This window comes from Phormidium tenue FACHB-1052, assembly GCF_014696675.1.
In the GTDB taxonomy this organism is placed as follows: Bacteria; Cyanobacteriota; Cyanobacteriia; order Phormidesmidales; family Phormidesmidaceae; genus Nodosilinea; species Nodosilinea tenuis_A.
Genome location: NZ_JACJQN010000011.1, coordinates 87,373 through 113,800, shown reverse-complemented (window position 1 = coordinate 113,800; position 26,428 = coordinate 87,373). Strand labels below are relative to the sequence as shown.

25 protein-coding genes are annotated in these 26,428 nt (G+C 55.9%); 13 read left to right on the top strand and 12 right to left on the bottom strand.

Translation table 11 applies throughout. The features are described 5' to 3' along the window. Nucleotides 1–14 precede the first annotated feature (14 nt). Nucleotides 15–1,523 (bottom strand): 4-alpha-glucanotransferase, encoded by a 1,509-nt coding sequence (malQ, locus tag H6G07_RS15860; RefSeq protein ID WP_073609086.1) that lies wholly within the window; start codon nt 1,521–1,523, stop codon nt 15–17. Nucleotides 1,524–1,954: 431 nt separating this feature from the next. Between malQ and treS the strand changes: the two genes are divergently transcribed. Next, nucleotides 1,955–5,461, top strand: coding sequence for a maltose alpha-D-glucosyltransferase (gene treS / locus H6G07_RS15855; RefSeq protein ID WP_242026817.1), 3,507 nt, complete (start codon nt 1,955–1,957; stop codon nt 5,459–5,461). 8 nt (nt 5,462–5,469) lie between these two features. On the opposite strand, the gene H6G07_RS15850 is transcribed toward treS, so the two are convergent. Continuing rightward, the gene (locus tag H6G07_RS15850; protein WP_073609088.1) at nt 5,470–6,978 is read right to left on the bottom strand and encodes an aminotransferase-like domain-containing protein; all 1,509 of its coding nucleotides are present in this window, start codon (nt 6,976–6,978) and stop codon (nt 5,470–5,472) included. A gap of 296 nt (nt 6,979–7,274) precedes the next feature. On the opposite strand from H6G07_RS15850, the gene H6G07_RS15845 reads away from it, so the two are divergent. From H6G07_RS15845 to H6G07_RS15825, 5 genes are all read left to right on the top strand, one after another. Further along, nucleotides 7,275–7,571, top strand: a complete 297-nt coding sequence (locus H6G07_RS15845; protein ID WP_073609089.1) for a hypothetical protein — start codon at nt 7,275–7,277, stop codon at nt 7,569–7,571. A 224-nt stretch (nt 7,572–7,795) separates the two neighbouring features. Further along, nucleotides 7,796–8,620 (top strand): YdcF family protein, encoded by an 825-nt coding sequence (locus tag H6G07_RS15840; protein WP_171973029.1) that lies wholly within the window; start codon nt 7,796–7,798, stop codon nt 8,618–8,620. Nucleotides 8,621–8,646: 26 nt separating this feature from the next. Continuing rightward, nucleotides 8,647–9,435 (top strand): PhzF family protein, encoded by a 789-nt coding sequence (locus tag H6G07_RS15835; protein WP_073609091.1) that lies wholly within the window; start codon nt 8,647–8,649, stop codon nt 9,433–9,435. After that, entirely contained in the window at nt 9,435–9,992 is a 558-nt protein-coding gene (locus tag H6G07_RS15830; protein ID WP_073609092.1) for a GNAT family N-acetyltransferase, read from the top strand. The genes H6G07_RS15835 and H6G07_RS15830 overlap by 1 nt, the downstream gene beginning before the upstream one ends. Next, nucleotides 9,989–10,486, top strand: coding sequence for a DinB family protein (locus tag H6G07_RS15825; protein WP_073609093.1), 498 nt, complete (start codon nt 9,989–9,991; stop codon nt 10,484–10,486). Before H6G07_RS15830 ends, H6G07_RS15825 begins: the two co-directional genes overlap by 4 nt. A 142-nt stretch (nt 10,487–10,628) precedes the next feature. Here the strand turns inward: H6G07_RS15825 and H6G07_RS15820 are convergent, their stop codons facing one another. Continuing rightward, on the bottom strand, nt 10,629–11,930 hold the full coding sequence (locus H6G07_RS15820; protein WP_073609094.1) for a TetR/AcrR family transcriptional regulator: 1,302 nt from the start codon (nt 11,928–11,930) through the stop codon (nt 10,629–10,631). 182 nt (nt 11,931–12,112) lie between these two features. Here H6G07_RS15820 and H6G07_RS15815 point away from each other — a divergent pair, with 182 nt between their 5' ends. Continuing rightward, nucleotides 12,113–12,973, top strand: coding sequence for an acyl-CoA desaturase (locus tag H6G07_RS15815; protein ID WP_073609095.1), 861 nt, complete (start codon nt 12,113–12,115; stop codon nt 12,971–12,973). A 226-nt stretch (nt 12,974–13,199) separates the two neighbouring features. Here H6G07_RS15815 and H6G07_RS15810 read toward each other — a convergent pair whose 3' ends face one another. The 7 genes from H6G07_RS15810 to purS form a co-directional block, all read right to left on the bottom strand. Beyond that, nucleotides 13,200–13,583, bottom strand: a complete 384-nt coding sequence (locus tag H6G07_RS15810) for a HepT-like ribonuclease domain-containing protein (RefSeq protein WP_073609096.1) — start codon at nt 13,581–13,583, stop codon at nt 13,200–13,202. Beyond that, the gene (locus H6G07_RS15805; protein WP_073609097.1) at nt 13,576–13,878 is read right to left on the bottom strand and encodes a nucleotidyltransferase family protein; all 303 of its coding nucleotides are present in this window, start codon (nt 13,876–13,878) and stop codon (nt 13,576–13,578) included. Before H6G07_RS15805 ends, H6G07_RS15810 begins: the two co-directional genes overlap by 8 nt. 119 nt (nt 13,879–13,997) lie before the next feature. Continuing rightward, entirely contained in the window at nt 13,998–14,201 is a 204-nt protein-coding gene (locus H6G07_RS15800; RefSeq protein ID WP_073609193.1) for a hypothetical protein, read from the bottom strand. A gap of 94 nt (nt 14,202–14,295) precedes the next feature. Next, nucleotides 14,296–14,604 (bottom strand): (2Fe-2S) ferredoxin domain-containing protein, encoded by a 309-nt coding sequence (locus tag H6G07_RS15795; RefSeq protein WP_073609098.1) that lies wholly within the window; start codon nt 14,602–14,604, stop codon nt 14,296–14,298. 104 nt (nt 14,605–14,708) lie between these two features. After that, nucleotides 14,709–15,026, bottom strand: coding sequence for a hypothetical protein (locus tag H6G07_RS15790; protein ID WP_073609099.1), 318 nt, complete (start codon nt 15,024–15,026; stop codon nt 14,709–14,711). A gap of 234 nt (nt 15,027–15,260) precedes the next feature. Then, on the bottom strand, nt 15,261–15,956 hold the full coding sequence (gene purQ, locus H6G07_RS15785; RefSeq protein ID WP_073609100.1) for a phosphoribosylformylglycinamidine synthase subunit PurQ: 696 nt from the start codon (nt 15,954–15,956) through the stop codon (nt 15,261–15,263). A gap of 101 nt (nt 15,957–16,057) precedes the next feature. After that, nucleotides 16,058–16,321: a phosphoribosylformylglycinamidine synthase subunit PurS gene (gene purS, locus H6G07_RS15780; RefSeq protein ID WP_171973030.1), complete on the bottom strand. Its 264-nt coding sequence runs from the start codon at nt 16,319–16,321 to the stop codon at nt 16,058–16,060. A 98-nt stretch (nt 16,322–16,419) separates the two neighbouring features. Between purS and H6G07_RS15775 the strand changes: the two genes are divergently transcribed. The 6 genes from H6G07_RS15775 (at nt 16,420) to thyX (ending at nt 23,091) form a co-directional block, all read left to right on the top strand. Next, nucleotides 16,420–16,827 (top strand): Fur family transcriptional regulator, encoded by a 408-nt coding sequence (locus H6G07_RS15775; protein WP_073609102.1) that lies wholly within the window; start codon nt 16,420–16,422, stop codon nt 16,825–16,827. 245 nt (nt 16,828–17,072) lie between these two features. After that, nucleotides 17,073–18,482 carry a hypothetical protein gene (locus H6G07_RS15770; protein ID WP_073609103.1) on the top strand — a complete coding sequence of 470 codons (1,410 nt, stop codon included), beginning with the start codon at nt 17,073–17,075 and terminating at the stop codon, nt 18,480–18,482. A 342-nt stretch (nt 18,483–18,824) separates the two neighbouring features. After that, nucleotides 18,825–19,943 (top strand): saccharopine dehydrogenase family protein, encoded by a 1,119-nt coding sequence (locus H6G07_RS15765; protein WP_073609104.1) that lies wholly within the window; start codon nt 18,825–18,827, stop codon nt 19,941–19,943. 366 nt (nt 19,944–20,309) lie between these two features. Further along, the gene (locus H6G07_RS15760; protein ID WP_073609105.1) at nt 20,310–21,227 is read left to right on the top strand and encodes a hypothetical protein; all 918 of its coding nucleotides are present in this window, start codon (nt 20,310–20,312) and stop codon (nt 21,225–21,227) included. Between the two features lie 100 nt (nt 21,228–21,327). Then, entirely contained in the window at nt 21,328–22,350 is a 1,023-nt protein-coding gene (locus H6G07_RS15755; protein ID WP_190740729.1) for a hypothetical protein, read from the top strand. A gap of 18 nt (nt 22,351–22,368) precedes the next feature. Continuing rightward, nucleotides 22,369–23,091, top strand: a complete 723-nt coding sequence (gene thyX, locus H6G07_RS15750; protein WP_073609107.1) for an FAD-dependent thymidylate synthase — start codon at nt 22,369–22,371, stop codon at nt 23,089–23,091. 92 nt (nt 23,092–23,183) lie between these two features. Here thyX and H6G07_RS15745 read toward each other — a convergent pair whose 3' ends face one another. Then, on the bottom strand, nt 23,184–24,407 hold the full coding sequence (locus H6G07_RS15745) for a hypothetical protein (protein WP_073609108.1): 1,224 nt from the start codon (nt 24,405–24,407) through the stop codon (nt 23,184–23,186). 399 nt (nt 24,408–24,806) lie between these two features. Then, on the bottom strand, nt 24,807–26,375 hold the full coding sequence (locus tag H6G07_RS15740) for a mechanosensitive ion channel family protein (protein ID WP_199312138.1): 1,569 nt from the start codon (nt 26,373–26,375) through the stop codon (nt 24,807–24,809). Nucleotides 26,376–26,428: the final 53 nt, after the last annotated feature.

The following is a 26,428-nucleotide window of genomic DNA, read 5'->3' as shown; positions in this document are numbered from 1 at the left end:
GTTCTTTGCAACACTTAGCGACTATAGAGCTGAGTTAGGGTACGTAACCGATCGCTCAAAGCATTGGTCAGCAACGCCGAGCTGCGGTAGCGCCAGCGCCAGTTGCCGTCGTTGCGGCTAGGGTCATTCATGCGCGATCGCCCGTCCAAATCCAGCAGATCTTGCAGCGGAATAATCGCCAGATCGGCCACCGAAGCCAGCGCCGTGCGAATCAACAGCCAGTTGATATCTTCGATCGCATCGGGCGAACTGTAGCCCGAGTAGCGAGCCACAAACTGTTTCTCGGTGTCGCTGGCCTGCTGCCACCAGCCGATCGCCGTGTCGTTGTCGTGGGTGCCGGGGTAAACCACCGTGTTGCGGGTGTAGTTATGGGGCAGGTAGGCGTTGTCGGGATCGTCACCAAAGGCAAACATTAAAATGCGCATGCCGGGAAAGTCGAAGCGATCGCGCAGCGCCTCAACTTCGGGCGTAATAATCCCTAAGTCTTCCGCCATGATTGGCAGCGTTCCTAGAGCTTCGCCGAGGGCGGTGAAAAACTTTTCGCCGGGGGCTTCAATCCACTCGCCGTTGATGGCGGTTTCTTCGCCCGCAGGCACCTGCCAGTAGGCTTCAAAGCCGCGAAAGTGATCGACTCGCACAATGTCGACGTACTGCAACGTCACCTGAAAGCGCTTAATCCACCAGGCAAAATTGGTTTTTTCGGCCTTATCCCAGTTGTAAACCGGGTTGCCCCAGAGCTGACCCGTCTCGCTAAAATAGTCGGGCGGCACACCGGCGATAAAGGCGGGTTCAAAGGTGTTGGGGTCGAGCTTAAACAGCTCGGGGTCGGCCCAAACGTCGGAGCTGTTGTGGCACACGTAGATCGAAATATCGCCCACGATCTGAATGTTTTTGTCGTTGGCGTAGCGGCGCAAATTTTGCCACTGCTCAAAGAATTTAAACTGCACAAACTGGTGGTATTGAATCTGATCTTTCAGCGCCTCCCGCTGGGCTTGCAGCGCCTCGGGCTCGCGACGGGCGATCGCCGGATCCCAAAAATTCCAGCTTTTGCCCTCGTGGGCCTCCAGCAGGGCCATAAACAGCACAAAGTCATCTAGCCAGGAGGCTTGCTCTTGGCAAAACTGGTCAAACTTGGCCTGCTGCTCGGGCGATCGCGTCGTCAGAAAGCGCTCGTGGGCCAGCTTGAGAAACTGCGTTTTGTGGGCAATCACCTTCTCAAAATCGACCTTCTCCGGATCGACATCGGTCAGAGGCTCCAGTTCGTCTTCTGCCAACAGTCCTTCATCCGCCAGCTGGTCTAAGTTAATCAGCAGCGGGTTGCCGGCAAAGGTGCTGAAGTTCATGATGTAGGGCGAATGCTCGTAGCCAGTGGGCCCCAGCGGCAAAATTTGCCACAGCTTTTGGCCACTCTTCGCCAAAAAGTCGACAAAGGTATAGGCGGCTGGCCCCAGATCCCCAATGCCGTAGCGGCTGGGGAACGAGGTGGGATGCAGTAAAACGCCACTGGCACGTTGAAAACTCATAGGGGTTCGGCGATGCGTTAGAAATTTGAAAGGGTCTTAGAATACAGAAAAGTGACGCCTGAGGGCGAATTTTCACTCTACCGGCACTGTCATTGGTAGGAGAAAATGACTGCTCAGCGCATCCTCCTAAGGGTTGGGGGTTGTTAGTTCCCAAGTGCTGTATAGACTTTGCATTCTATTTGCGCTCTTGTGGATTCCATGAATTCTGTGGCGCGTGTTGTGGCTCGGCGTGATGGGCAGCAGTGAGAACGGTGAGCACCGCCCATTCTACTAAGGAGCAAGGCTTTCAGCGATCAGGAATAGGTTGATTCAACGCCGTTGTAGCGGGGAGCGATGGCGCGATCGCTCTTACCTGGGGCCGATGTCGCTTCGTGTGAATTCCGCTAACGTGATGGGCGGACATTGCGTACTGCTAAACGGGTAGGTTGACCTTGAAGAATGAGCCCCTATGGTTTAAGAATGCCATCATCTACGAAGTGCCTGTGCGGGCCTTCGCCGACAGCAATGGCGATGGCATTGGCGACTTTCGCGGCCTGACTGGCAAGCTGGACTATCTTCAAGACCTGGGTGTCACCGCCATTTGGCTGTTGCCCTTCTTCCCGTCGCCGCTGCGCGATGACGGCTACGACATTGCCGACTACGTCAATGTCAACCCGATCTACGGCACCCTGGACGACTTCAAGGATCTCTTGCAGGCGGCGCACCAGCGGGGCATCCGCGTCATTATCGAGCTGATCGTCAACCACACCTCTGATCAGCACCCGTGGTTTCAGCGGGCGCGGCGATCGCCCAAGGGCAGCCCCGAGCGCGATTTTTACGTCTGGAGCGATACCTACGAGAAGTATCAGGAAGCGCGGATTATCTTCCAGGATTTTGAAACCTCCAACTGGACCTGGGACTCGGTGGCTAACGCCTACTTCTGGCACCGCTTTTATTCCCACCAGCCCGACTTGAACTATGACAACCCGGCGGTGCAGCAGGCCGTCTTTGACGTCATGGATTTTTGGCTAGAAATGGGGGTTGACGGGCTGCGCATGGATGCCGTGCCCTACCTCTACGAGCGTGAAGGCACCAACTGCGAAAACTTGCCCGAAACCCACGCCTTCCTGAAAAAGCTGCGGAAGCACGTCGACGAAAAATTCCCCAACCGCATGCTGCTGGCCGAGGCCAACCAGTGGCCCGAAGATGCCGCCGCCTACTACGGCGATGGCGACGAGTGCCACATGAACTTTCACTTTCCCCTGATGCCGCGCCTGTTTATGGCGCTGCGCATGGAGGACAGCTTCCCGATCGCCGACATCCTACAGCAGACCCCCGCCATTCCCGACAACTGCCAGTGGGGCCTGTTTCTGCGCAACCACGACGAGCTGACCCTGGAAATGGTCACCGACGAAGACCGCGACTTTATGTATCGCGTCTACGCCCAAGACCCCGAAATGCGGGTGAACCTGGGCATTCGGCGGCGGCTGGCCCCGCTGCTGGGCAACGATCGCCGCCAGATCGAGCTGCTCAATAGCCTGCTGCTGTCGCTGCCGGGCACGCCTGTGCTCTACTACGGCGACGAAATTGGCATGGGCGACAACGTCTACGTGGGCGATCGCAACGGGGTGCGCACCCCCATGCAGTGGAACTTTGACCGCAACGCCGGCTTTAGCAGCGCCAGCCCCCAGCGGCTGTTTTTGCCCCTGATCGTCGAGGCCGAGTACCACTACGCCACGGTCAACGTTGAGGCCCAGCGGGCCAACCCCAGCTCGCTGCTCAACGCCACCAAGCGGCTGATCTCCATGCGCAATCACTTTCGCGCCCTGGGCAGCGGCGATTTTCAAATTTTGCACCCCGACAACCGCAAGGTGCTGGCCTTTACCCGCACCTACGAAGACGAGCGGATTTTGGTAGTGGCCAACCTGTCCCGCTTTGTGCAGACCGTTGAGCTAGAGCTGCCGGGGTTAAAGGGGTGGGTACCAGTCGAAATCTTTGGCCGCACCGAGTTTCCGCCCATCGAGGAGTCGCCCTACTTCCTCAGCATTGGGGCCTACGCGGTCTACTGGTTTATGCTCAAGCCCCAGGTCGTGCCCCTAACCGAGGTCAAACCCAAGGTCGAGCTGCCGATGCTGCAACTAGCCGGGGCCTGGCCCACGGCGTTTTCTCAGCTGCAATCGGCTCAGACGCGCGGGTTTACGGCGAGTTTAGAAATGTTGCTACCCCAGTATTTGTCTAGCCACCCCTGGTTTGGCGGCAGAACCCGTACGGTGCAAACGGCTCGCATCACCGAAGTCATCTCCATGCCCTACGGTGATAGCCATGCCCAAATGCTGGAGCTACAGGTTGACTACATCCAGGGCAGCCCGCAGACCTACGTGCTGTTTTTGGCGATGGCCGCAGGGGAGCAGGCGCTCCGTCTGCTAAAAGAGTCCCCGCAGTCGGTTGTAGCGCGGCTCAATCTGGCCAGCAGCGATGAGGCGGCGGTGTTGTTTGATGCGATCGCCGACAAGACGTTCTTAACCGCTCTGCTCGACGGCATCGCCCATCACCGGGTCTATGAAAATGCCGCCGGCAAGCTGGTGGCGGCTACCACGCCCTTATTCGATGAGCTGAGCCGCAGTGAGCCCAGCCCATCCCTGGGTGAGGAGCAAATGGGAGACGGCCTGCCCTTTGAAGCGTCGCTGATGAAAGGCTTCCACAACAACACGTCGATTGCCTACGCCAAAACCGGCAGCGTCGCCGCCCAAAATCGCCTGATTCTCAAACTCTTTCAAAAAGTGGAGGAGGGTCAGCATCCCGATCTCGAAGTGCGCCGCTTCCTCGACGAGCACCAGCACTTTACTAACATTCCTTCAATCGCAGGCACCCTGACCTACCATCGCCCGGCGACGGAGCCGATCACCATCGGTTTGCTGCAAGAGTTTATCCCCGACACCCGCAGCGGTTGGGACTACACCCTCGACCATTTGCGCGACTATTTCGATCTCGTCGTGATGGATCAGTCGGATATCGCCGAAGCACCCATGCCCGTTGGGTCGCCCTTTGAGCTTGAGCCGGTGGCCGTGGATGCCTCTCCAACTGAGGTCTTTTTCCCGCTGCCCTATTGCCCGCTGCCCTCCGTCGAGTCTCAAATTCCGGCCTGCAAGGCGATCAACAGCTATCTGGCCAACATGCAGCTCCTAGGGCAGCGCACCGCCGAACTCCACATAGCCCTGGCGGTGGATGCTGACCAGCCTGCCTTCATGCCGGAACCCTTTACCTCGCTCTACCAGCGATCGGTCTACCAGTACAGCCGCAACCTGACCGGCCAGGTCTTCTTGCTGTTGAAGAATCGCCTGAATACGATGCCGCCGGAGACGCGATCGCTCGCCACCCTGGTCTTAGAACAGCATGACGCCTGTTTGCAGCAGTTTCAGTCGGTGTTGAACCACAAAATCACCGCTCTGCGAACTCGCTATCATGGCGACTATCACCTAGAGCAGGTGCTATACACCGGCAAAGACTTCTACATCATTGACTTTGAGGGTGACCCAGCCCGGAGTCTCAACGAGCGCCGCATGAAGCGATCGCCCCTGCGCGATGTCGCCTGCATGCTGCAATCGTTCTACTATGCCGTCAACGTTGCCCTCGACAAGGAAGTAGAGAGCGGCATGGGGCAACCCGACCATCACCATCAAATGCAGCAGTGGGCCGAATTTTGGTATCGCTGGGTGAGCACCACCTTCGTCAAGGCCTACTTGACTACCGCTGCCCGCGATAGCTTTTTGCCCAAAACCCAGCAAGAGCTAGAGGTCATGCTCAACAACTACCTGGTCGAGCAGGCGATCTACAACCTGGGTCGCGAGCTAACTAACCAAACCAACCGCATCAACATTCCCCTGCGCCGCATTCTTCATCTTTTGAATGTTGCCCCTGAGGGCGCTCTAGCTGAGCCTAAGGCCTTGAAGAAGGCCTAACCCAAACCTCAAACAGCGTTAGAGGTCAGCAAATTTTTCCTGCGGTGGCCATCGTCCCGCAGGAAATTTTCGGCTAGCTGTTTTTTGGCCAACAGGCCCAGGGTTTGGATCGCCTGCTCAACTTGCTCTGACCAAGAGACCGCCGTATTTAGCCGCAAGCAGTTGCCATAGCACTGTCCCGAGGCCGAAAACATGACGCCGGGGGCGATCGCAATTCCCTGGGCTAGCGCCTCCTGATACAGCCGCAGTGAATCAAATCCCGCCGGCATTTCGAGCCACAGCACATGGCCCCCGGTGGGCCGGGTCACGCAGGTCTCGGCGGGAAAGTAGTCGCGAATCGCCTGCTGAATGTGCACCATTTGGTCTTGGTAGACGCGGCGCAGGTGGCGGAGGTGGCGATCGTAGCCGCCGTTGGCCAAAAAGGCCGCCACCGTCAGCTGAGGTGCGATCGCCGTGTTTTGGTTGAGAATCGACTTCATGTGGGCAATCTTGCCGTGGTAGCGGCCCCCGGTGCACCAGCCCACCCGCAGCCCCGGCGACAGGGTTTTGCTCACTGACGCGCAGTAGAGCACCCGATTTTCGCTATCAAAGGCTTTGATCGCCTTGGGGCGAGTTCCCTCAAAGCAGAGATCGCCGTAGACATCGTCCTCGATCAGCGGCCTGTCGTACTGGTTGAGTAGCTCCACCAGGTGCTTTTTCTTGCGATCATCCATACAGCTACCCAGGGGGTTGCTGAAATTCGATACCAGCAGCACCACCTTGACATCGCCGGTTTGCAGCGCTTCTTCGAGGTGGGGCAGGCTAATGCCGTCGCGGGGGTGGGTGGGCAGGGTCAGTGCCTTCAACCCTAGGCATTTCAATGCTTCTAGCACGGCGAAGTAGGTAGGCGACTCGATCGCCACGGTGTCGCCGGGCTGGGTCAGCGCTTGCAGGCAAAAATAGATTGCCTCGTTGGCTCCGTTGGTAATCACCATCTGGTCGGGGTGGACTGAGCAGCCCGCGTCGAGCATGCGCTTGGCAAACTCGGCCCGCAGCTCGGGGCAGCCCAGGGGTGTGCCGTAGGAGTGGGCTGCGTTGGTGTTGTCTCGCAATATCTTGCCCATCAGCCGATTGAGCTGAGCCAGGGGCAAGTGTTCTAGGGCAGGTAGCGCCGCCCCGAGCTGAATCAACCCCGGATCGCGCATCAGGCTAATCACCTCAAAGGCCAGGGAGATATCAATATCGGTGGCCTGCCGGGGAGGCGCGGTGGGGGCGGGTTCCTGGGGCAGTTGTAGGGTTGTCTGTTTGACGTAGTAGCCCGATTGGGGTCGCACCACAATCAGGCCTCGGTCTTCCAGCAGGCGATAGGCTTCCATCACCGTGGAGGTGCTGACTGAGAGCTGAGCCCGCAGCTTGCGCACCGAGGGCAGGCGATCGCCCGGTTTAAGCGTGCCTTCGGTAATCAGTTGCTGAAGGCGATCGGCCACCTGTTCGTAGAGGATTTGGTGCGGAGCGAGGGTGATGGGGGAGAGGGGCATGAGGGTGTGGGGTGGGGGAGTAGGGGGTGAGGGTAGGGGAGGTGGGGAGTGAGGGGGTGGGGATAGTTTTGAATTTTGAATTGAGTGGAGTGATGAAGTAGGGGGGATTTTTGGGAGAGGGTAGGAACAGTTTTGGGGTGGGGAGACCAGAACAGTTGTAGAAATCCAAACTGTTACCAAGACAATTTACGCTAACTGCCTCTGTTTCGATAGGGGAAGATCGAAGAAACTTTACCTATGCCGAATCGATTCGTGCTGTTCCCGTTGGCCCATCGCCTTTCTTAGAGGACAGCTCCATGAAACCGAATAGTTTGTACGCTCAGCTTGAGCTAATTCAAGAGCCGCTCGGTAACCCTATCCAAACCGATTACTCTATTGCTCGGGTGTGGGCCGGGGCCAAGCGGTATCTCAGGCGGGCGGGCGGTGCCCTGCTGACTTACCTCTGTGGTTCCACAGACCTCAGTGTGACCGTGAAGCGCGACCTGCGGGGCAATACGCTATTTGTCGCCTACGACCCGGTGAGCCAGCAGCGTCGCACCTTCAGCTCTGAGCAAGAGCTGCGGGTGTGGGCCGACCAACGCTACTACCAGTAGTGGGTAACACCTTCGATCCTGCGGGGCGGGTTAGCCGACTGTCATTCCCGCAGGATTAGAACCTGGCAGATCTAAGGCTGCGATCGCAGGGTTTGCGGTGACTACATAAATCTGTAAACTTTGCTCGACAGCGCGGGGTATGTGCCGAAGTGAGCGCGCCGATGCGTAGGCTAGACTTGAGAATTTTCTCGGGAATGCGCTTTTCTCACCGCCTGGAATCTGCCATGCTAGAGCTACTTCGGAGCGTACTGGGTCAGTATTGGCCAAAATTGACTTGGAAACTGTATTACTGGTTTTCTAGTCCCAAAAAAGTAACCCTGGCCTTGCTGGTCATTGCCGCAGTAGCGCTGGTCGCCAGTAAACCCAAATATCGTCGCCGCCTAACTGTCGGCAGCTTAGGGTTACTGGTCGCCTACTGGTTTGTGCTGTCGCCGCTGTTTGCGACCCCGGCAACGGCCCTGCTATCAAGTTTTGTACCCACAGACAATGGGGAATCAGCCGATGCCATTGTGGTGCTGGCCCGCAACAGCCGCCTCCAGGGCGATCGCTACAATACTGCCTTAGGCATGGTAGCCGAGGGGCGATCGCCTAACCTGTTGATCATGGGCCGTTCCCAGGGGAACGATGTGCTCAAAGCCCTCGATGAGCGCAACCTGTCTCCCAATCTGATGCTCAGTGCTGTCTGCGTGAGAACAACTAAGCAAGAGGCAGAGTCAGCCGCTGCCGCCCTTGGGGCCAGGGGATTGAAGCAGATCATTTTAATCACCGATACGCCCCACATGCTGCGGGCCTGGCTTACCTTTAAAGGGCTGGGGTTTACCGTGATTCCCCATGTTGAGCCGCTGCCAGAGGAGGTGGTCAGTCGTGAGCGATCGGTGCTCGCCATTCGCGAGTACTTGGGCCTGGCTAGTTATGCGGTCTTGGGTCGGTTTGAAGGGCAGTCGCCCAACACCCTGCCTGAGGTGGCCAAAGCAGTAGCTGACGACTTTCCTGCCGATCGCTGCTTTATGACCGCTGAGCAAATTCGGCAGGCGTTAATGCTCAGCTAAAATTTTAAGAATCAGGGTAGAGTCCAATGACCATTTCGCTAACTCAGGTTGATGCTTTTACTGATGCCGCCTTTGGCGGCAACCCAGCAGCGGTGTGCGCCCTGCCCGAGGCCCGCCCCGATCGCTGGATGCAGCAAGTGGCCCAAGAGATGAACCTCTCAGAAACCGCTTTTTTCTACCCTGAGGGCGACGGCTACCGACTGCGCTGGTTTACCCCCACCGTAGAGATCGACCTGTGCGGCCATGCCACCCTAGCTACCTGCCACGTGCTGTGGAGCGAGGGTCACCTGAGCAACGAACAGCCCGCGACGTTCCATACCCGCAGCGGGGTGCTCACAGCCCGCCGCCTCGACGATTGGATTGAGCTCAATTTTCCAGCCAACCCGTCCCACCCCATCGCTGAACCCGACGGTCTGGCAGAAGCCCTAGGCGCAACCCCCCAAGCCGTTGCTGAAAACTCCCTGGGCTACCTGGTCGAGCTAGAGTCAGCAGCGGCAGTACGCGATCTGCGACCCGACTTTGTCGCCCTCGGGCAATTCCCCGTCCACGGCGTGATTGTCACCAGCCGGGGCGACGCGCCCTACGACTTTGTCTCTCGGTTTTTTGCCCCTGCCCTCGGCATCAACGAAGACCCGGTCACCGGAGCGGCCCACTGTTGCCTCAGCCCCTACTGGCGCGAAAAGCTCGGCAAAACCACCTTTCTCGCCCACCAGTCATCGGCCCGGGGTGGCATAGTCAAAGTGCAGGATGAAGGCGATCGCATTCGCCTCAGCGGCCAGGCTATCACCGTCTTCAAAGGAGATTTGCTGCACTAATGCCAATCGAGGTCACCACCTGGTATTTGGAAATGCTCGACTCGGCCCAACTGCGGCCCAAGCTCAGCAAGCATCCCAGTTTGGAGATTCGCCAGGCTGAGGTGCCCTGCCCAGAGTTGAGCCGGTTTCTCTATGCCAGCGTGGGTGGCCAGTGGTACTGGTGCGATCGCCTTTCCTGGTCTTACGATCGCTGGCTCACCTACCTCAACCGTCCCCAGGTCGAAACCTGGGTAGCCTACATTTCGGGTACCCCAGCGGGCTACATCGAGCTAGAAGCCCATCCCCAAGGCGATATTGAAATCACCTGCTTTGGTCTGCTGCCCCAGTTCATCGGTCAGGGCATTGGTGGCCATTTGCTGACGGTGGGCGTGCAGCGCGCCTGGGGCAAGGGAACCAGTCGCGTATGGGTACATACCTGTAGCCTCGACGGCCCTGTTGCCTACAAGAACTATGAGTCGCGAGGGTTCACCCGCTACGACACCAAGGTCGCGATCGAAGACCTGCCCGACGAACCACCCGGCCCCTGGCCCAACAGCAATCCCCACCCACAGCCATGAATCATCCCGACTACTACCACACCATGGCTCGCTACAACCAGTGGATGAACGAGAGCATTTATGCCTGCTGCGCTCAGCTCCCGGATGGCGATCGCAAGGCCGACCGGGGCGCGTTTTTTAAGTCCATCCATGGCACGCTCAACCATCTGCTGTACGGCGATCGCGTCTGGATAGGCCGTCTCAGCCACCAGCCTTACCCCAATGCTCACCTCGGGCAAGACCTCTACGCCAACTTCGACCAACTCCGCCAGGCCCGCACCGAGATGGATGCCGCGCTCATCGACTGGGTAGCCACCTTCACCCCCGACTGGCTGGCCCAGCCCTTTGAGTACACCAGCAACATCGACCAGCAGGTTCGCCTGCTGCCCACCTGGCTGCTGATCACCCACCTGTTTAACCACCAAACCCATCACCGGGGACAAGTCACCACCCTGCTAAGTCAGCTTGGTATTGACCCTGGCCCTACTGATTTACCCTGGCTACCGCTGGCATAACCTCCTGCCAAAGCAGCATAGCCCTAGTCAAAACCGTTGCTTACGTCCATAGCAGGTTAAGTCCCAGCCAGAACAGCCCAACTGCCAAGGTCAAGCCGACCCGCCCCTCTTCGCTCTTCTATTTTCTTTTTTAACTATGGTGCTAGTCATTGCCCCCCGCGCTAATATCCCCAGGCTTGTCGAGAGTGACTGGGGCTGAACCGGGCTGTTGATCAAGGCGTAGGGCCAGGGCCAGGGCCGATCGCGCCTGGGCCTTTTGCACTAGCGGGTCGAGTTGCTCTACCGACAGTCCACTCAACAGGCTCAGTTCCTGACGGTTTAGCCCCCTCAGCAGCATCTCAACACACCAGGTGGCGCGAGCCTGCTCAACCCCAAGCGGCTCACTAGTGGACGACATGATGCCGGTTGTGACCTCGGCCCACAGCTGCCGCACCCGCAAAGGCGTAATTGGCTGATCATCCGGCCCCAAAAACATGGCTGGTGACGCATCGCTGCGGCTTTTGATCCAGCGGGTAAGCGGGTTTTTGGTGTAGGTGCCGTAGCGCTTTCCCATAATCCACTGGTTCAGCGGTACTTGGCGTTGCTGAGGGCCAATCAGCAAGATGTGCTGGCTACTGTCGTAAAGGGCGCTAGCGCGGGTTAGCAGCGGCACCTCTGCTGCCGCCACCCCGGCCCCCAGCAGCACGTAGATCAGGGCATGGGTCTGATTGCCAGCCTTGCGAGCGGCCTGCATAATCTCATGGATCACCGGGGCGGGTAGGTCGATCCAGCTCTCTGTGTCGGGTGGAGTAAGGCTGGGCTGAGCTGGGGTAAGCCCAGCCTCGGCATGGGGCCGGAGGCTGAGCAGCCAACTGACGATACTCTCGATAAAGGCGTTCCTGCTAGACCACAGCCGATGAAATTCCATGCCGTTCTCGTTAGCACCTGCGGTGGTGCTGTCGATCGCCGCATAGCCCAGCAGCAGTGCCATCACCAGCCCCGCCACCTCCTCCGGCGACAGGCCAGCGGTGTCCCCTGGAGCCAAATGCGCCTCCAGGTACTCAGCGATAAAGTTACGAATGGTCTGTAACCCGCGCCCCATAGCCTGGCTATTGTCGGCGGAAAATTGCCCGGCCTCACCGATTACTGATCGCACCAGCTCGGAGAGTTGATCGAGGGTAGCCAAGCACTGACTCAGAAACTCCCTTAGAGACTGGTCGATAGGAGTTTGAGCTAGAGCCGCCAGATCAAAACCATAGTCTGAACCAGACAACACCTCAGCCTCAGTCATGACCGCAGCAAGCAAGCCATGCTTGCTGCCAAACTGGCGAAACAGCGTGACCTCGTTCACCCCCGCCAGATCGGCCACCTGGCGAGTGGTGGTAGTGCCCACCCCCTGGCTAGAAAAAAGCTGAAATGCCGCATCTACGAGACGCTGTCGGGCTGATTGGCGCTGACCTGCCATAGCAAAAAGAAAGCAACACTTGCATTTTACCAGAGAAGTTTGCTAGAGTTAATTTGCAAGCGACACTTGCAAAGACTCCAGTCAGTCCCCAAGGGGTGCAAAGGAGTCGGGCAAGGACTTCCCCTCAATCAGTTCGCAAGTTCGATTGAGGGTTTTAACCCTAAAAGGAAAAAGGACGTGCTATGACAACAACGCTGAAGCAAGCCCCAGAAAAACGGGGAGTCAAAGACCTGGATTGGACATTGGTAGGTTTTTTGGCCGCTATTCACGGCGCGGCCCTGCTGGCCCCGTGGTTCTTTTCATGGTCGGCCCTAGGAGTGATGGTGGCGCTGCACTGGCTGTTTGGCAGCATTGGCATTTGTTTGGGCTATCACCGATTGCTCACCCACCGCAGCTTGCAGGTGCCCCAGTGGTTAGAATATGCGATCGCGACAATTGGCGCGATGGCGCTCCAGGGTGGCCCGATCTTTTGGGTGGCGGGGCATCGCCAGCACCACCTCTACACTGAAGATGCTGAAAAAGATCCCTACGCCGCCAGTCGCGGGTTTTGGTGGAGCCACATGCTGTGGATGGTGTACCGCAATCCGGCAGTCTTTAACGGCCAGATTTATCGTCGCTATGCTCCCGATATTGCCCGCGACCCCTACTACCGCTGGCTCGATCGCAACTTTCTGCTGCTGCAAGTGCCGGTTGCGATCGCCCTCTTTGCCCTCGGCGGCTGGTCTTTTGTCATCTACGGCGGCTTTCTGAGAATTACCCTGCTGTGGCACTCGACCTGGCTGATCAACTCGGCAACCCACATGTGGGGCAAGCGCCGCTTTCACATCGAAGACAGCTCGGGCAATCTGTGGTGGACGGCGCTGCTCACCTACGGTGAAGGCTGGCACAATAACCACCACGCCTTCCCCAACGTGGCCCCCGCAGGCTGGCGCTGGTGGGAAGTCGATGTCACCTGGTACGCCATTTGGGTCTTAGAAAAACTGGGTTTAGCTCGTCGTGTGGTGCGTCCCCCCGCAGAGGCAATGGCCCAGGCACATCAGTAATCGTGTTTGAATAGCTTTACTCCTTCCCTAACCTCGCAATCTTCTTAACAGATTCGCGGGGTTAGCTGTTTATTAGAACACTCTGGACAGTTTTCGCTGGCATCGGTAGAATGCGGATTTTAGACCTATTTTGCAGTGGTCTAGCCAGCGAAAATCTAAAGTTTTAGCTTAACTCAAAAAGTATGACGAAGGGGAAGGGAACCGAGGTTCATTTGCTATGCTAGCTTTAACAATCATGATTCTCTAGCTGTTGAATCATCCCGTTGATTGCTATCTTTATGGAGCCAAGGTAGCGATCGCAAATATAAAAAACAACCTCTGCATCTATATCTTCGTAATGATGGCTGAGAATATCACGAGTACCTTTAGCGCCTTTCCAGTCAACATTTGGATACGCATTCAGTAAGTCTTTTCCCCCCACCTTTTCTAGGTTCTTAATACTCTCTCCCATCCAAATGAGCATCATAGCAATGCCATCAAGCTTGTCTACGCCCTCATCATCTTGGATAAAATCTTCGGCAGATTGAATTCCTGCAAATCGCCGCTCAATTCGATCAATAGCTGCTGAAATTTGGTGAAGGATCTCTCGCAACACCTCGCGATCATACATAGATGACATCTCGCTCAATGCGTTGCTTCAGCACTGGGTTCATTGTTGGTCGATATCTAACAATATCAACGGGGACTTGCAAAACGCTTTGAAGATGCTCTTTGAGATGAACCATAGTGAATAAGTCAGGAGCCATTTCAACCACGATGTCTACGTCGCTGACTTCCTTCGATCGATCTCTAGCAACAGAGCCAAAAATTCCTAGGCGAGTGACACCATATGTTTCTACCAAGAGAGGTTTGAGCTGGTGCAGCATCTCTAAGACTTTGCTGAGTTGGGGAGTCTCTGTAGCCATAGCGCTTTAACTAGGAGGGGCAACACTCTATCCTCAATTGGTGCATTGCGGCCCCAAAGCAAATCCTGCGATGGTTGACTGGGGTTGGCTGGTCGCGAATGCACCCTACAATTGGCCTTTTACTCATCGAGCAAACTTAGCACCTCTTGTTCTACGGCCCGCGAGGGTTGGAGAAACGGCCCATAGGGCCATCGCATCAACTCTACCGGAATACCTTGATCCGCCAGTTGAATAATCTCCCAGATAAATCGGCGTACCTGGTTGGCAATCTCGGGTTCCCACTGACCTAGCTTGGTATCGAGCTGTTCAACGATAGTGTCCATAAACGCTTCTACCAACTGGGTAAACAAGCATTGCTATTCATCAAATTATAGGGTTGCTCATCAGCCAATAGATCTTTTGGCAACAAGGCAACGCTTAGGGTGCTGATGTATCTAGGTCTACAGGGTGGAAGCGGGGGTGGAGGCGATCGCGCACCAATTCGCCTCCTACCAAATGCTGCTCCACAATGCGCAGCACATCTTCAGGGGTGACCCGGCAGTACCAGGTATTGCCGGGCATTATTTTGACCGTCGGCCCAGCGCTGCACTGGCCCATGCAGTCGCTCTCGGCCACCAGAATGGTCGGGCTCTGGTGCTGCTGAAACGCTGCCAGTACCGCTGCCGAACCGCCGCGATCGCACGAGCGATGCCGGCACACCTGCACTAGCCAACGTTTGGAAACCACAGATCGATATTTCCTCTCAATGGGCGTCTTAACCGTGAAGCCGTTATCCCTAAGTCTGCCCTATCGCCCCTAGGACAACTGTCCCATGAGCTTCACTAAACCGTTTAGAGGCCAGTCTTCGAGCAAGATCCGTAGACAGCTAACAGTTCATTCACCCAAAGCGCATCGATCGCACCCTGGAGCCGCCGCTGCTGCTGGCGGAGCGTCTGGGGGCTGAGGCAGGGCTGCAAGCGCGCCACTAGCTCGTCGGCTTCGTCAATCAAAAAGTTTAGCAACGGCTCTGCTTCGGCCTGCCGCAAAATCTCACCCATGCGCTCTGCGGCCACCTGATCGAGGGTGGGGAGCAGCGCTAACTGGCAATATTCGTAGACCGTGGGGCGGTAGGCCAGGGCGCTACTGAGCCATTCGTCAGAGTCTGACATGGGGGTCTCCTACAGCCATGGACCCAAGCCGACTGGGCTCAGGGTTTAATCGAACAACACAGCAACGGGTAACCGGCATGGCAACCCCCAAACCACCAATGGCCCACGGCGATACCCAGACCAAGGTTGGTTCCTTGAGGGTTAAGTGTACCCAGCTTGGTTGCCGTGACAAGGGTTTTGGTGAAGTTTATGCCTTGGGAGGCGGATCTTGGTGAAGGAATGACGAAGCTTGACCTAGACGGCCACTAGCGATCGCACCAAACCCTCGAATAGCGGCAACCCATCCACCCCGCCCAGCACCGCATCGGCGGCTCGCTCGGGGTGGGGCATCAGGCCCAGCACGTTGCCCGCTCGGTTGCAGATACCTGCAATGTTGCCTAAAGAGCCATTGGGGTTAGCTTCCTCATCCACAGACCCATCTATGCCACTGTAGCGAAAAACAATCTGCCGGTTGGCCTCTAGCTCGGCCAGGGTAGCCGCGTCGGCGTAGTAGCAGCCCTCACCATGGGCAATGGGCAGGGTGATCACCTGGCCCGCAGAATAATTGGCTGTCCACAGCAGGTCGGTGCGCTCGACTTTGAGGGGTACGCGATCGCAGATAAACCGCATATCTCGATTGCGCACCAGCGCCCCCGGTAGCAGCCCCACCTCGGTCAAAATCTGAAACCCGTTGCAGATGCCCAGCACCGGCTTGCCTGCCTTGGCGTGCTCCACCGTGGCCTGCATGGCGGGCGAAAAGCGGGCGATCGCTCCACACCGCAGATAGTCTCCGTAGCTAAAGCCCCCAGGCACCACCACGATATCCACATCGCTCAGGTCGCTGTCTTCATGCCAGACCATACGGGTGGGCTGGCCAAGCATGTCGCGGGTGACATAGGCCACGTCGCGATCGCAGTTGGCCCCGGGGAAGACGATGACGGCGAATTTCATGGGAGTTGAGGGGAAGTAAGGGGGAAAGTTTTGAGTTTTGAATTTTGAGTGTTGAGTTTGCTCTACTGAACTCAAAACTAAACACTTAAAACTCAAAATTTCTAAGCCGTTGCCAGGGTTTGCAGCTCAAAGCGATAATTCTCGATCACTGGGTTGGCTAAGAGCTGATCGCACATGCGATCGAGTTGCTGACTGGCGGCAGATTCATTCTCAGCATCGAGGGTTAGCTCAATATATTTGCCGATGCGAATCGGGCCGACGTTGTCGTAGCCCATGTGGGCCAGGCCAGACTGCACTGCGGTGCCCGCTGGGTCGAGCACCGAGGGGCGCAGGGTGACATAGATGCGAGCGCTGTAGTGGGGCAAGGCTGACTCCGGTGGTGGGGGAAATCCATAATAGTTTGCACCCCTCATCCTACCGTATCAACCGATTGATAAAATTGAGTCAGTACAAGTGAGCCAGCATGGTACGACGCACCCGCAGCCAAGAAAAAGTTCTGACCGTTCTAAAGGGTTTGAGCAAGCCAATTTCGGCCCAAGCTCTCTATGTTGAAATGCGGCAGGACGGCAACACCACGGGGCTTGCCACAGTCTACCGAGCGTTGGATGCCCTCAAGCTTGAAGGGGCGGTGCAGATGCGCACTCTGCCCTCTGGCGAAGCGCTCTACAGCTTGCCTCAAGAAGACCGCCACCACCTCACCTGCCTCCAGTGCGGCAACACTATCGCCATTGACCAGTGCCCCGTCCACGACCTAGAAAAACAGCTGCATAAGGCCCACGAGTTCAAAATCTTTTACCACACCCTAGAGTTCTTTGGCCTCTGTCCCCGCTGCCAGGGCAGTCTGTCCAGCGCTGAAGCTTCAGTTTCCTGAGGTTTAAGGCCAAGGACTGGGCTGCTGCCCCCAGTAAACCAGTCCTTGATTGGGCACTGTACTCGGGCTAACACCATTCGGTATATGGGGCTAGCAAGGGGGGCGATCGCAACTCCTACCGATGATTGATGGCGAAGCCAGCCAAGAGAACAATAATCAAAGCTTGAAGGCAGCGGCCATGCGGATTTTCTGTACTCCAGTCCAATGCCGGTAGCTCAGTCATTGTGCGCCTAGGCCGCTTACCCATGGTCAAGTTTAAATCTTATTTTGAGCGCCACTATCCTTACCTAGAGCGCGTTATCGCCATCATTGCTCTAGTCAACTTGGCGCTAGTCTTTTTCGATCTCACCTATCTCAGTCTGCGGCCAGTTTACAAACAGTATTTACCCTCTGTTACCCAGGTCTATGACCCTGTCAAAGGAATTAAGGCTCATCCTTTAACAGAGCGCTATTCATCTCAAGTTGAACAGCTCAAAAGCCAGCTTGATCAGACTGGGCTGCGAGCGCTTCCCACCCAAAACTCACTATCAGACTTGCAAAATCTCAGCCAGCAACTCTCGACAGAGAGCGCCTTTGCTGAGCCCCACGGTGACCTTGCCTTAGTTGCAATTCAGCAAGCCCTGCGATCGCGCACAGGTGAACCCTCAGCCCAGGATGCGTTTGCCAAATTTTGGAGTGCGGACTACCTCGAACAGACGAGTTGGCAAACGGAGCTTGAATTTTGGGACAGGCAAATTCAACCCTTTTTTCAGGGTAATTATTACCGCACCGTCAACCGATGGGGCGCACCAACGGATTATTTTTGGCTGATTGATCTACCGTTCGTGCTAATTTTTGCGGTGGATGTTTTGGCACGCATCAGTGCTACTCGGCGGCGCAACCCCGATCTAACTTGGGTGGAGGCTGGCCTGCGGCGCTGGTCTGACCTGTTCTTGCTACTGCCATTTTGGCGCGGGTGGCGAATTTTGCCTGTAGCCCTGCGCTTGTATCAGGTGGATTTGCTAGCCCTAGACGCGGTGCAGGCCGAGGCCCAGCGGGATGTAATTGTCACGGTTGGGGCTGACATTGCTGGCATTGCTGGCATTGAGATCATCGAGCAACTTCAGGATTCGATCCGGCAGGGGGAGCTGCTGAATTGGATCGCCTTAATTGACCCAGTGGCTAACTCTGAAAACTCAGTTGGCCTGGTGGCTGAGGAAGAAATTACGGCGATCGGCAATCGTCTCTACCAGGTGGGGGTAGACAATATTTTGCCTCAGGTTCAACCCGACATTGAAGAGTTGGTACAGCACAGCATTGCTCGAACCCTAGAGCAGATGCCAGGATACCCCCAGCTCAACCATTTGCCGGGCTTAGAGCAGGTATCTGTGCAGATGGTCAAGCACCTGTCTCATTCGGTAGCCCAAGGTCTTTATCGCAGCGTTGCTGGAAGCTTTTCAGATGCTAGAGGTGCAGAAATTACCGCCCGCTTGCAGCATAATTTACGCGAGGCGATCGCCCATGAACTGAGTCAATACAATACCCGCAAAGAGATCGAATCGAGGCTCGTCAGCGCCTTGGACAAGTTCAAAATCAAATATGTGAAGGCTTTGGCAGAGGCGGGTGGCGAGACGCTAGCCAGCCACACAGAGCTTTTGCGCAAGCAGCTTAGCTGACGTTGCTGCTCCCAAAAATCTTCGCATTTGAGCGGCTATATTCTTTAGACCTCTTACCTGTTCCCTCCCAGGTAAGAGGGTGAACAGGTTGAAAAATCTTAGAATTTTACAATATTGTTTGGTGACGGGCTGGCCAGCCTAGAGTTGGTCAGGCTTGAAATGGTGTCAGTTTAAGTTTGAGGCCGTCTTATTGGAAAATACAGATGAATAGCAAGGCCTCAAGGACAATCTTAATACGGTTATCAGAAGACGCTACTTGAAGGGTTTTGCTTAGTTAGTTTTTAACGTCTATTCTTCTAAAAACCTTTGGTAACAATGAATTGCAGAGATTAACCAAAAATTATGCAACGAGTACTAATCATCGGTGGCTGTGGACGAATTGGCGGCAGTATTGCTAAAGACATTTTGGCTCACACTGACGCTGAAGTGACAATTACCGGGCGCAATCCCCAACTGGGTACCGCTGCCTTAGAACGACTGGGTTCCAAAGTGCAGTTCCAACGGTTGGATCTGTCAAATCAGCCAGAGGTGAAAACAGCGATCGCCAAAGCAGACCTGGTAGTGCATTCGGCTGGCCCCTTTCACTACCGAAATGCTGATGTTTTGTCTGTCTGCATTGAGCAGGGGGTTGACTATACCGACGTTAGCGATGAACGCAGTTTTACCCGCAAAGCTCTGGCGATGCATGCCGAAGCCGAGGCTGCGGGGGTAACAGCCGTCATTAATACTGGGGTGTTTCCTGGTATTTCAAACAGCATGGTGCGCCAGGGGGTTGAAACCTTAGACAAGGCAAGTTCTATTCAGCTAAGCTACATTGTCGCTGGATCTGGTGGTGCCGGTGTGACGGTGATGCGAACCACCTTTATTGGTCTGCAACGCCCCTTTGATGCCTGGCTGAATGGCGTCTGGCAACCGGTGAAACCCTATACAGGCCGTGAATCTTTAGAGTTCCCAGCCCCCTATGGTAAGGCCCATGTTTACTGGTATGACATGCCCGAGTCGATTACCCTACAGCAAACTTTTCCGGTGGACAACGTAATCACAAAGTTTGGCGTAGTGCCTGACTTTTATAACCACGCCACTTGGACAATGGCCCATTGGCTACCCTCGGTGGTGCTGCGCAATCCGCAAACGGTAGAGTTTTTGGCCCATGTCAGTCATTCCATGACCAGTGTGACCGATCGCTTTAGCGGTACTGGGGTGGCCATGCGCTGTGATATCAAGGGGCAGCAGGGGGGCCAGGAAGCGCACTATGTCAGCACCTTTGCCCACGAAAACGCTGCGATCGCCACTGGTCTGGGCACGGGCAGTATCGCCGAACTGATGCTAACCGGCAAGCTCAAACGTCCTGGGGTGTACCCAGTAGAGCAAGCGCTGTCCACAGATTTGTTCAAAACGACGATGAATTCTCGCCAGCTAGAAATTCATGAAACTCTGCGCCAGGCTGAGGTGAATGCCTAATTTTCCATAGAGCATAGGGCTAGTTTTAGCACACTGTGCCTGGGGCAACGCCCTTGAAAATAATACCTTTTTTGCTGAGTAGATTGTGCGATCGCACTCAGCGAATTGTTTCCATGTCGATGCGCCTGCTTTTAGGGCTAGACCCTAAAAGCAGGCGGGTTTTCGCTTGTCAAATCAGCACCCAAGCTATTTTTCAAGACGCTTCCCAAGCTCAGAAAAAAGGAGTATATCGAAAGATTTTTTGAATCTATCTATTTGTATAACGTTAAACCATCTCATTCTTGTGGTTGAGGTTGGCAATGCAAAGAAAAAATTACTGTCTACTTAAGTAAAGATTTTTCTTATTCCCAGTAAAAGGGGATTTTTATGTATCGGCCAGACAAAGTGCAGGCTTACTTAACCTCGATTAGCGAAAGCCATTCTCCTGTGGAAGACGTGCTCAAACGCAACGTTTTTAAGTATGGCTTGTGGCTTCTAGCAATTCCGGCAATTATCTATGGAGCGATTGACCGCGGTGTAGCCGCCTTCTCTGGCTCTGTCCTCGATGTGACCAACCTCTCCTATTGTTTAATAGGGCTAGTTATCCTGTTGGCATGGATATGCATCGGTTTGGCCGACGACCCCTCTGCCATGGTTTCCTTGGAAGAGACTGAGAAAATTAAGTCTGCGATCGCCCCCGCCTCAGACTACATCGCTCAACAGACCTATCGACTGCCGTTTCCTTACCTGTGTCAGGTTTACCATCTGCTCAACGTTCAACACTTAGAAGATATTCACCGCTTCAGCTTGGGAAATTTGAAGGTCGTCAAGGTCAGCGATTTCCAAAAAACCCAGGAGGGCGGCAAGATTCGCTTCGAAACGATGCTGGATTCTCCGTTTAACGTTCTGCGGCTGTGGCGCAACCCAGTGGTTGAGGTAGAGCTAACGATCCATTCGCCTCACCAAATTGAGCTAAAGGTGCCAGCCTATGGCCAAAAGTTTATTCGCATTTTGTTTAATGTAGTGCCTCTCAACGCCGAAGAACATCACCTATCAATTCAAATGTTTAGCAACTTAGCATGGCCTAAGGAATTGTTTAAAGCTGTGTTGATTCTGGCTTCTAGCCTTACCCTTTTAGAAGACTTGCCCTATCTGAATCATTTAGCCAGACGCAACTATGGGCGGCTATTTAGCCAAGTCTCAGAAAAACGGCGATCGAACCAAGCAATGCAGCTCTTTCATCGCTACGCTGATCTTTACAACGATTCCTGGAAATATCGACAGCTACAGCTTCTAGATTACTAACTTCGAGAGCTGGAGCTTTTAGTTTTCCTGCAAAAAGGAGCCTAAGATAGGGGAGCAGGCTATGCTAAGCCTTGATTCATCACGACTACAACAGCTTCCCGTGGTTTCTCCCGTTATCCCTCGACCCGCTCTGGATGTTTCGCCGTCGCCGTCGCCGCGCCCCAGGTCAGCGCTACGCCAGGGGTGGCAGCGATCGCTGCCGCAGCTCAAGCATCCTCAAATGTGGGGCCTGGGTTTTGGTAGCTTAGCCCTGGGCTTGGTCAACGGTGCTTTGGTCATCTCAGCAGGGATCGGGCTAGTGGCCTATCAGCAGATCTTGCAGCTCTCGCCGCGCCAGCGCAAGGGGTTGATGCAGCGTCTTCAGCAGGGGCTGCCGCTGCCCGCCACCCCGCAGCAGCAGGCGTTGAGCTTGGGTTTGGTCACAGGAGTCAGCACTTATACCTTTACTGCCCTGTGGCACAGCACCCACTCGCTGCTGATGGCGCTACTGCTCACCGGGCAGGGGGCACTGGCGCTGTTTGCGGTGGGGGCACTGCTGCGATCGTCCCGTTCGACCGAGCGCACTGATGACCTGTGGGATGCCGCTCCTGTAGCTCAGGTAGATCACAATTTGGGTCTGCTGAGCCACCCCGACCCGCTAAAGCGACTGGTGGCGGTGCGGCGGCTGGTGCGCCTGGCCCAGGGCAATGAAGAGTATCTGGCGGGGATGTCGGTGCGATCGCACCTCCTCGACTGCTTTCAAATTCGGCTGGAGCAGGAGAGCGATGCGATCGTGCGATCGGCTATAGAAGAAGGGCAGAGCTTGCTGCGATCGGCCAAGCCATTATCGCCCAGTTCCGCCACGGCCTTCGTTGTAGACTCTGCCTCTGACGCTGCTGAGCTGAAACAGCCAGAATTAGAAACTCAACTGGTTGCAGCATCAGGCCTTTCAGAATCCCTCAAGCCTCCCAATTTAAAGCATGTAGAAGCATCACCAGAGCAAATCGACCTGGGGCAGCATCCAAGCAGCGCCTTGGAAAAAATGCCAGAGACATCTACCACCACACCGACTCGTGTGTCTGAACCTGCGCCGAAGGGACGGCGCACTGTCGAATACGAATACGTGGAATACTTAGACGTTTAGACTCTAGAAATCTGCGCTATGGATCGCTTCACCGTTGAGGTCATTTCCCAGACCCCAAACCCTCAACAGACCATGTATGCCGCCATGCACCAAGACTACGCCGAGGGCTTTGTGGCGCACGATCGCGCGCAATGGCCCAGCGAAGAGCGCTGCGGCGAAATCTTAGTCACCAGCTTACTAAAGGGGGGGCGTGGTCACTACGGCCCGCTGGAGCACCCGCAGATTGTGTTTAACGTTGGCTGGTTTCCCCACAGCACCATGCAGCAGATTCGTACTCATCGCGTGGGAATTTCATTCGATGTTCAGAGTTTTCGATATACCGGGCAGCGCATTCTCGATGTGGTAGACGGCAAGCGCGAGGTCGAGGAGGTCTTCTATCTACGGCCCCTAGGCTTTTATAGCGATCGCCAGGGCAAAAAGTACGAATACACCCCCGAAGCTCGCCAGCAAGATCTTGACTGGTGCCTGGAAGCCAGCCACCGCTACAAAACCCGCATCGACCAAGGCTTTGCCGAAGAGCACGCCCGAGGGCTGATTCCCTTTGATATTCGTCAGCACTGGGTGATGTCGGCCAACGTGCGATCGGTGATGCACCTGCTCGACCTGCGCTGGAAGGCCGACGCCCAGCTCGAAGCCCAGAAAATGTGCGAAGAGATCTGGCCCCACTTTGCCGCTTGGGTACCGGCGATCGCCGCCTGGTACGAAGAGAACCGTCTTAAAAAGGCCCGCCTGGCCCCCTAAAGCAATGACACAAAAAAGGGGAGACGGTGTCGTCTCCCCTTTTTTGTGTGAGGTTCTGAATAACTCTGAATAGGAAACCCGGCTACTCGACCCTAACGGTACCGGAAGTTGCGGTAGACCAGACGAGAGTTGAGGCCGCGACCTCTCAGGAAGCTAACTACAGCACCAGCATCGTTGCGATCGGTGCACTCCGCCGCATTGATAAATTGACCCTGGGGCGCATTCTCAAGGCGAGGGTTGATTACACAGGTCAAACCACCTACACCCTGGCTGCTGCCACTGGGTAGCACCTGGCGCACCTGCTGAAGTTCATTGTCACCACCAAAGACGGCGGCCACAAAAGGCGCTAGGCCAGCCCCATCGGGCACAGTGCCCCCGCCGCCAAAACAAGCGGGGCGATCGGCCTGGGGAATATTAGTTATCAGAGGCGCAGAGTTAATTCGAGGTTCTGACAGTAGCACCCCGTTGTTGGGGGCAATCACATCCAGCCGAGCCTGTCCATCACCGCTGACTCGAATGAAGTAGCGGGCCGCAGCACCGCCAAAACTTTGACCGCCAAAGTAGTTGACCCAGCATCTGTAGGGGGCAGCCTCAGTGGCTTCTGCGGTGGCAGTCAGACCATTGACCAGCGCTTGACCAGTGACTCTGTTGTAGACATTCATCTTGGTTACGCCGCTGTCGTTAAACACCCGAACCGCGTGATTTTGGGTATCAAAGCCCACAATCGTGCGGTTGAGCAGGTCGCCTTGTCCAGGGTTAGGGTTAGGGTTGGGGTTAGGGTTGGCTCCGGGAAGGAAAAAGTCCCGAACGCTGGTGCTGTTTTGGCTAAGCAATATAGCACTGGTGGAGACCTCAACGATTTCGAGGCGGGCCTGGTTGTTACGTAGGTTGCCACTAGCCCGGTAGACGACGCTGCGGCCTGCACGCGAGCCAAAGCTGTCATAGCTTATCCAATCACTACTAATAATTCCGTCGCGGCGGGTAACGGAAGCATTGAGTTGTTCAGACTGCCGAGTTTCTCGGTTGTAGACGTTCATCCGCAGAGTTTGAGAACTCCTGGGAAAGACGCTAACGGTAAAGGTAGCGGTTTCAAAGTAGAGGGTGGCGTTGCCCGAGGTGTTGGGTTCCTGGGCGATCAACATATCCAATCCGGCCTCGGCAGCGGCGTTGGGCGTCAGTGCTGGGGGCTGAGCCGCACCGTAGCCGGGCACCGATAGGCCCGTAACCAGAAAAACCGAGGTAATAAATAGCGCAAGCGACTTAAACAACCGCTTCGACCAGCGGCTAAGGGGGACATTGGGCCAGACTGGTTGCATGAAAATTAGCTCCCTATACTCCTCATTCGAGAAACCCGTTAGGCGACCAATTCGGGAACGTGCGGGTATAGAACCCCGGTTTCTCTGCAAATACGGCTGTAATTTTAGCTAACTTTCCCTAAAGCGCTCCTTTTTTTTGCTGCTTTCCAAAGCGCTACGGTTTGCCCTGATCAGGCTAAGTCTAGATTCAATTGCCTCGGTGTAAAAAGAGGTCGTCTCCACCAGAAAAACCGTCACTTTTCCTATGGAGGCAAGGCGCACCAACCAGCATTCAGCATTAGGTCTCTATCGTTATGACCACCGGGAGAACAATCACCTTCAGCCTTACAGAGATCAATGGTGTTGCTAAGCCTTTTCTGACCCATGGGCTGACTCGTTAGCCACTTGATCCAAATATTGCTATGCCTCCGATGGACGGGACATGGGTAGATATCCCGAACGAATGTGCAGGTCGCGCTGGGGAAACGGCACCTCAATATCGTGGTGGCGCAGGCTGGCCTCAATCACAAAGTACAGGTCGCTTTTGATCACCAATTGACGACTGGGCTGGGCAATCCACACCAATAGCTCAAAGTTAAGGGCGCTCTCGCCAAAACCCAGAAAAAATACTTGGGGGGCGGGAGCCGTCAAAATTTCCTGGTTTTTTTGGCAAGCTTCGAGCAGAGCAATTTTGACCTGCTGGGGATCGGCACTGTAGGACACCCCCACCGGCAGGCGAATGCGCGATACGGGGTTACCGTGGCTCCAGTTGATCACCTCTGAGTCTAAAAAACGGGAGTTGGGCACGATGATCGAGACATGATCAAGGGTACGAATCTCGGTGCTGCGCGAGCCAATGCGGGCCACGGTGCCGTTGACCTGGCCAAAGTCAACGAAGTCACCCACCTGCACCGGGCGCTCAAACACCAGCACCAGACCGCTGACAAAGTCTTTGACTAGCCCTTGCAGACCCAGACCCACCCCAATGCCAAGACCGCTGGCGATCAGGGCGATGGAGCTGAGATCGATGCCCCAGAGCTGAAGCACGACCACGGTGCCCAGCAAAATCAGGGTGTATTTTGAGAGCACCGAGATCGCTTCCTGGGCGGCGAGGCTGATGCCGGTGACCTGCAAGACCCGCGATCGCATCAGGTTGGTCACCGTACTGGCGATCACCACCAGGGCCAGCAGGGTGGCCATGACCATCAGCAAATCAAACAGCGAGTAAGAGCGGCTGCCCAGCAATAGGCTGCGGTCAAACAGGCCCTCCTGCAAACTGCTCGACACCCGGTAGCTGACCCGCCGCGTGAGGGGAAACAGGTTGGCAACATAGCTCACCGCCAAAAACCACACCACCCCGCGCACCAGCACCAGCGTCAGCCGAAACAACAGCTTCAGCCCGGTGCTGTGCTGCTCTGAGTCGGTGGGCCAGAAGGATAGGCGTTCAAGCAGCGGCTTGAGCCAGCGGTGCCACAGCCAGCCCGTCAACAGGTGCAGCACCAGGGCGGCAGCCAGCGCGGCCAGAGCTTTGACTAGCGCCTGGGTCAAAAAGCCTGACTGGCGTTCGGTGCGAGCCTGGCTGAGGGCAGCAGCTAGAGCATCTGCCCAGCGATCGGCTTGGGCTTGGGGGGTGCTGGCTCCGCCCACGGCGACATCGGCGCTGGTGACCGTCATGATGTAGCGATCGCCCGCAAAAATGATGGGGTTACTCCCCCCTGTGTCCCCAGTGCTGCGAGTTTCGGTGCGCACCAGCGCCGGGTTAGCGTCTTCTATTAAAGATTCCAGGTTGATTTCAATAGCCAGCGCCCGCTCCACGGCGGTGAGGTCTCCGGCGGCGGGTACCTCAAATAGAAAGAGGCCATCTAGAAAGACCGGCTCAGTGTCGATAGTCTGGGCCATGCCTGGCCCTACCATGGCCCCATGCAGCGCCAGCGATAGCACAATTCCCCAGACCAGACGGCCTAGCCAACCCATCGGGTTTATTCCCATCAGCATGCGTCTAGACCCGACCGAGACACCGACACCAGCATAGCGGACGGGAG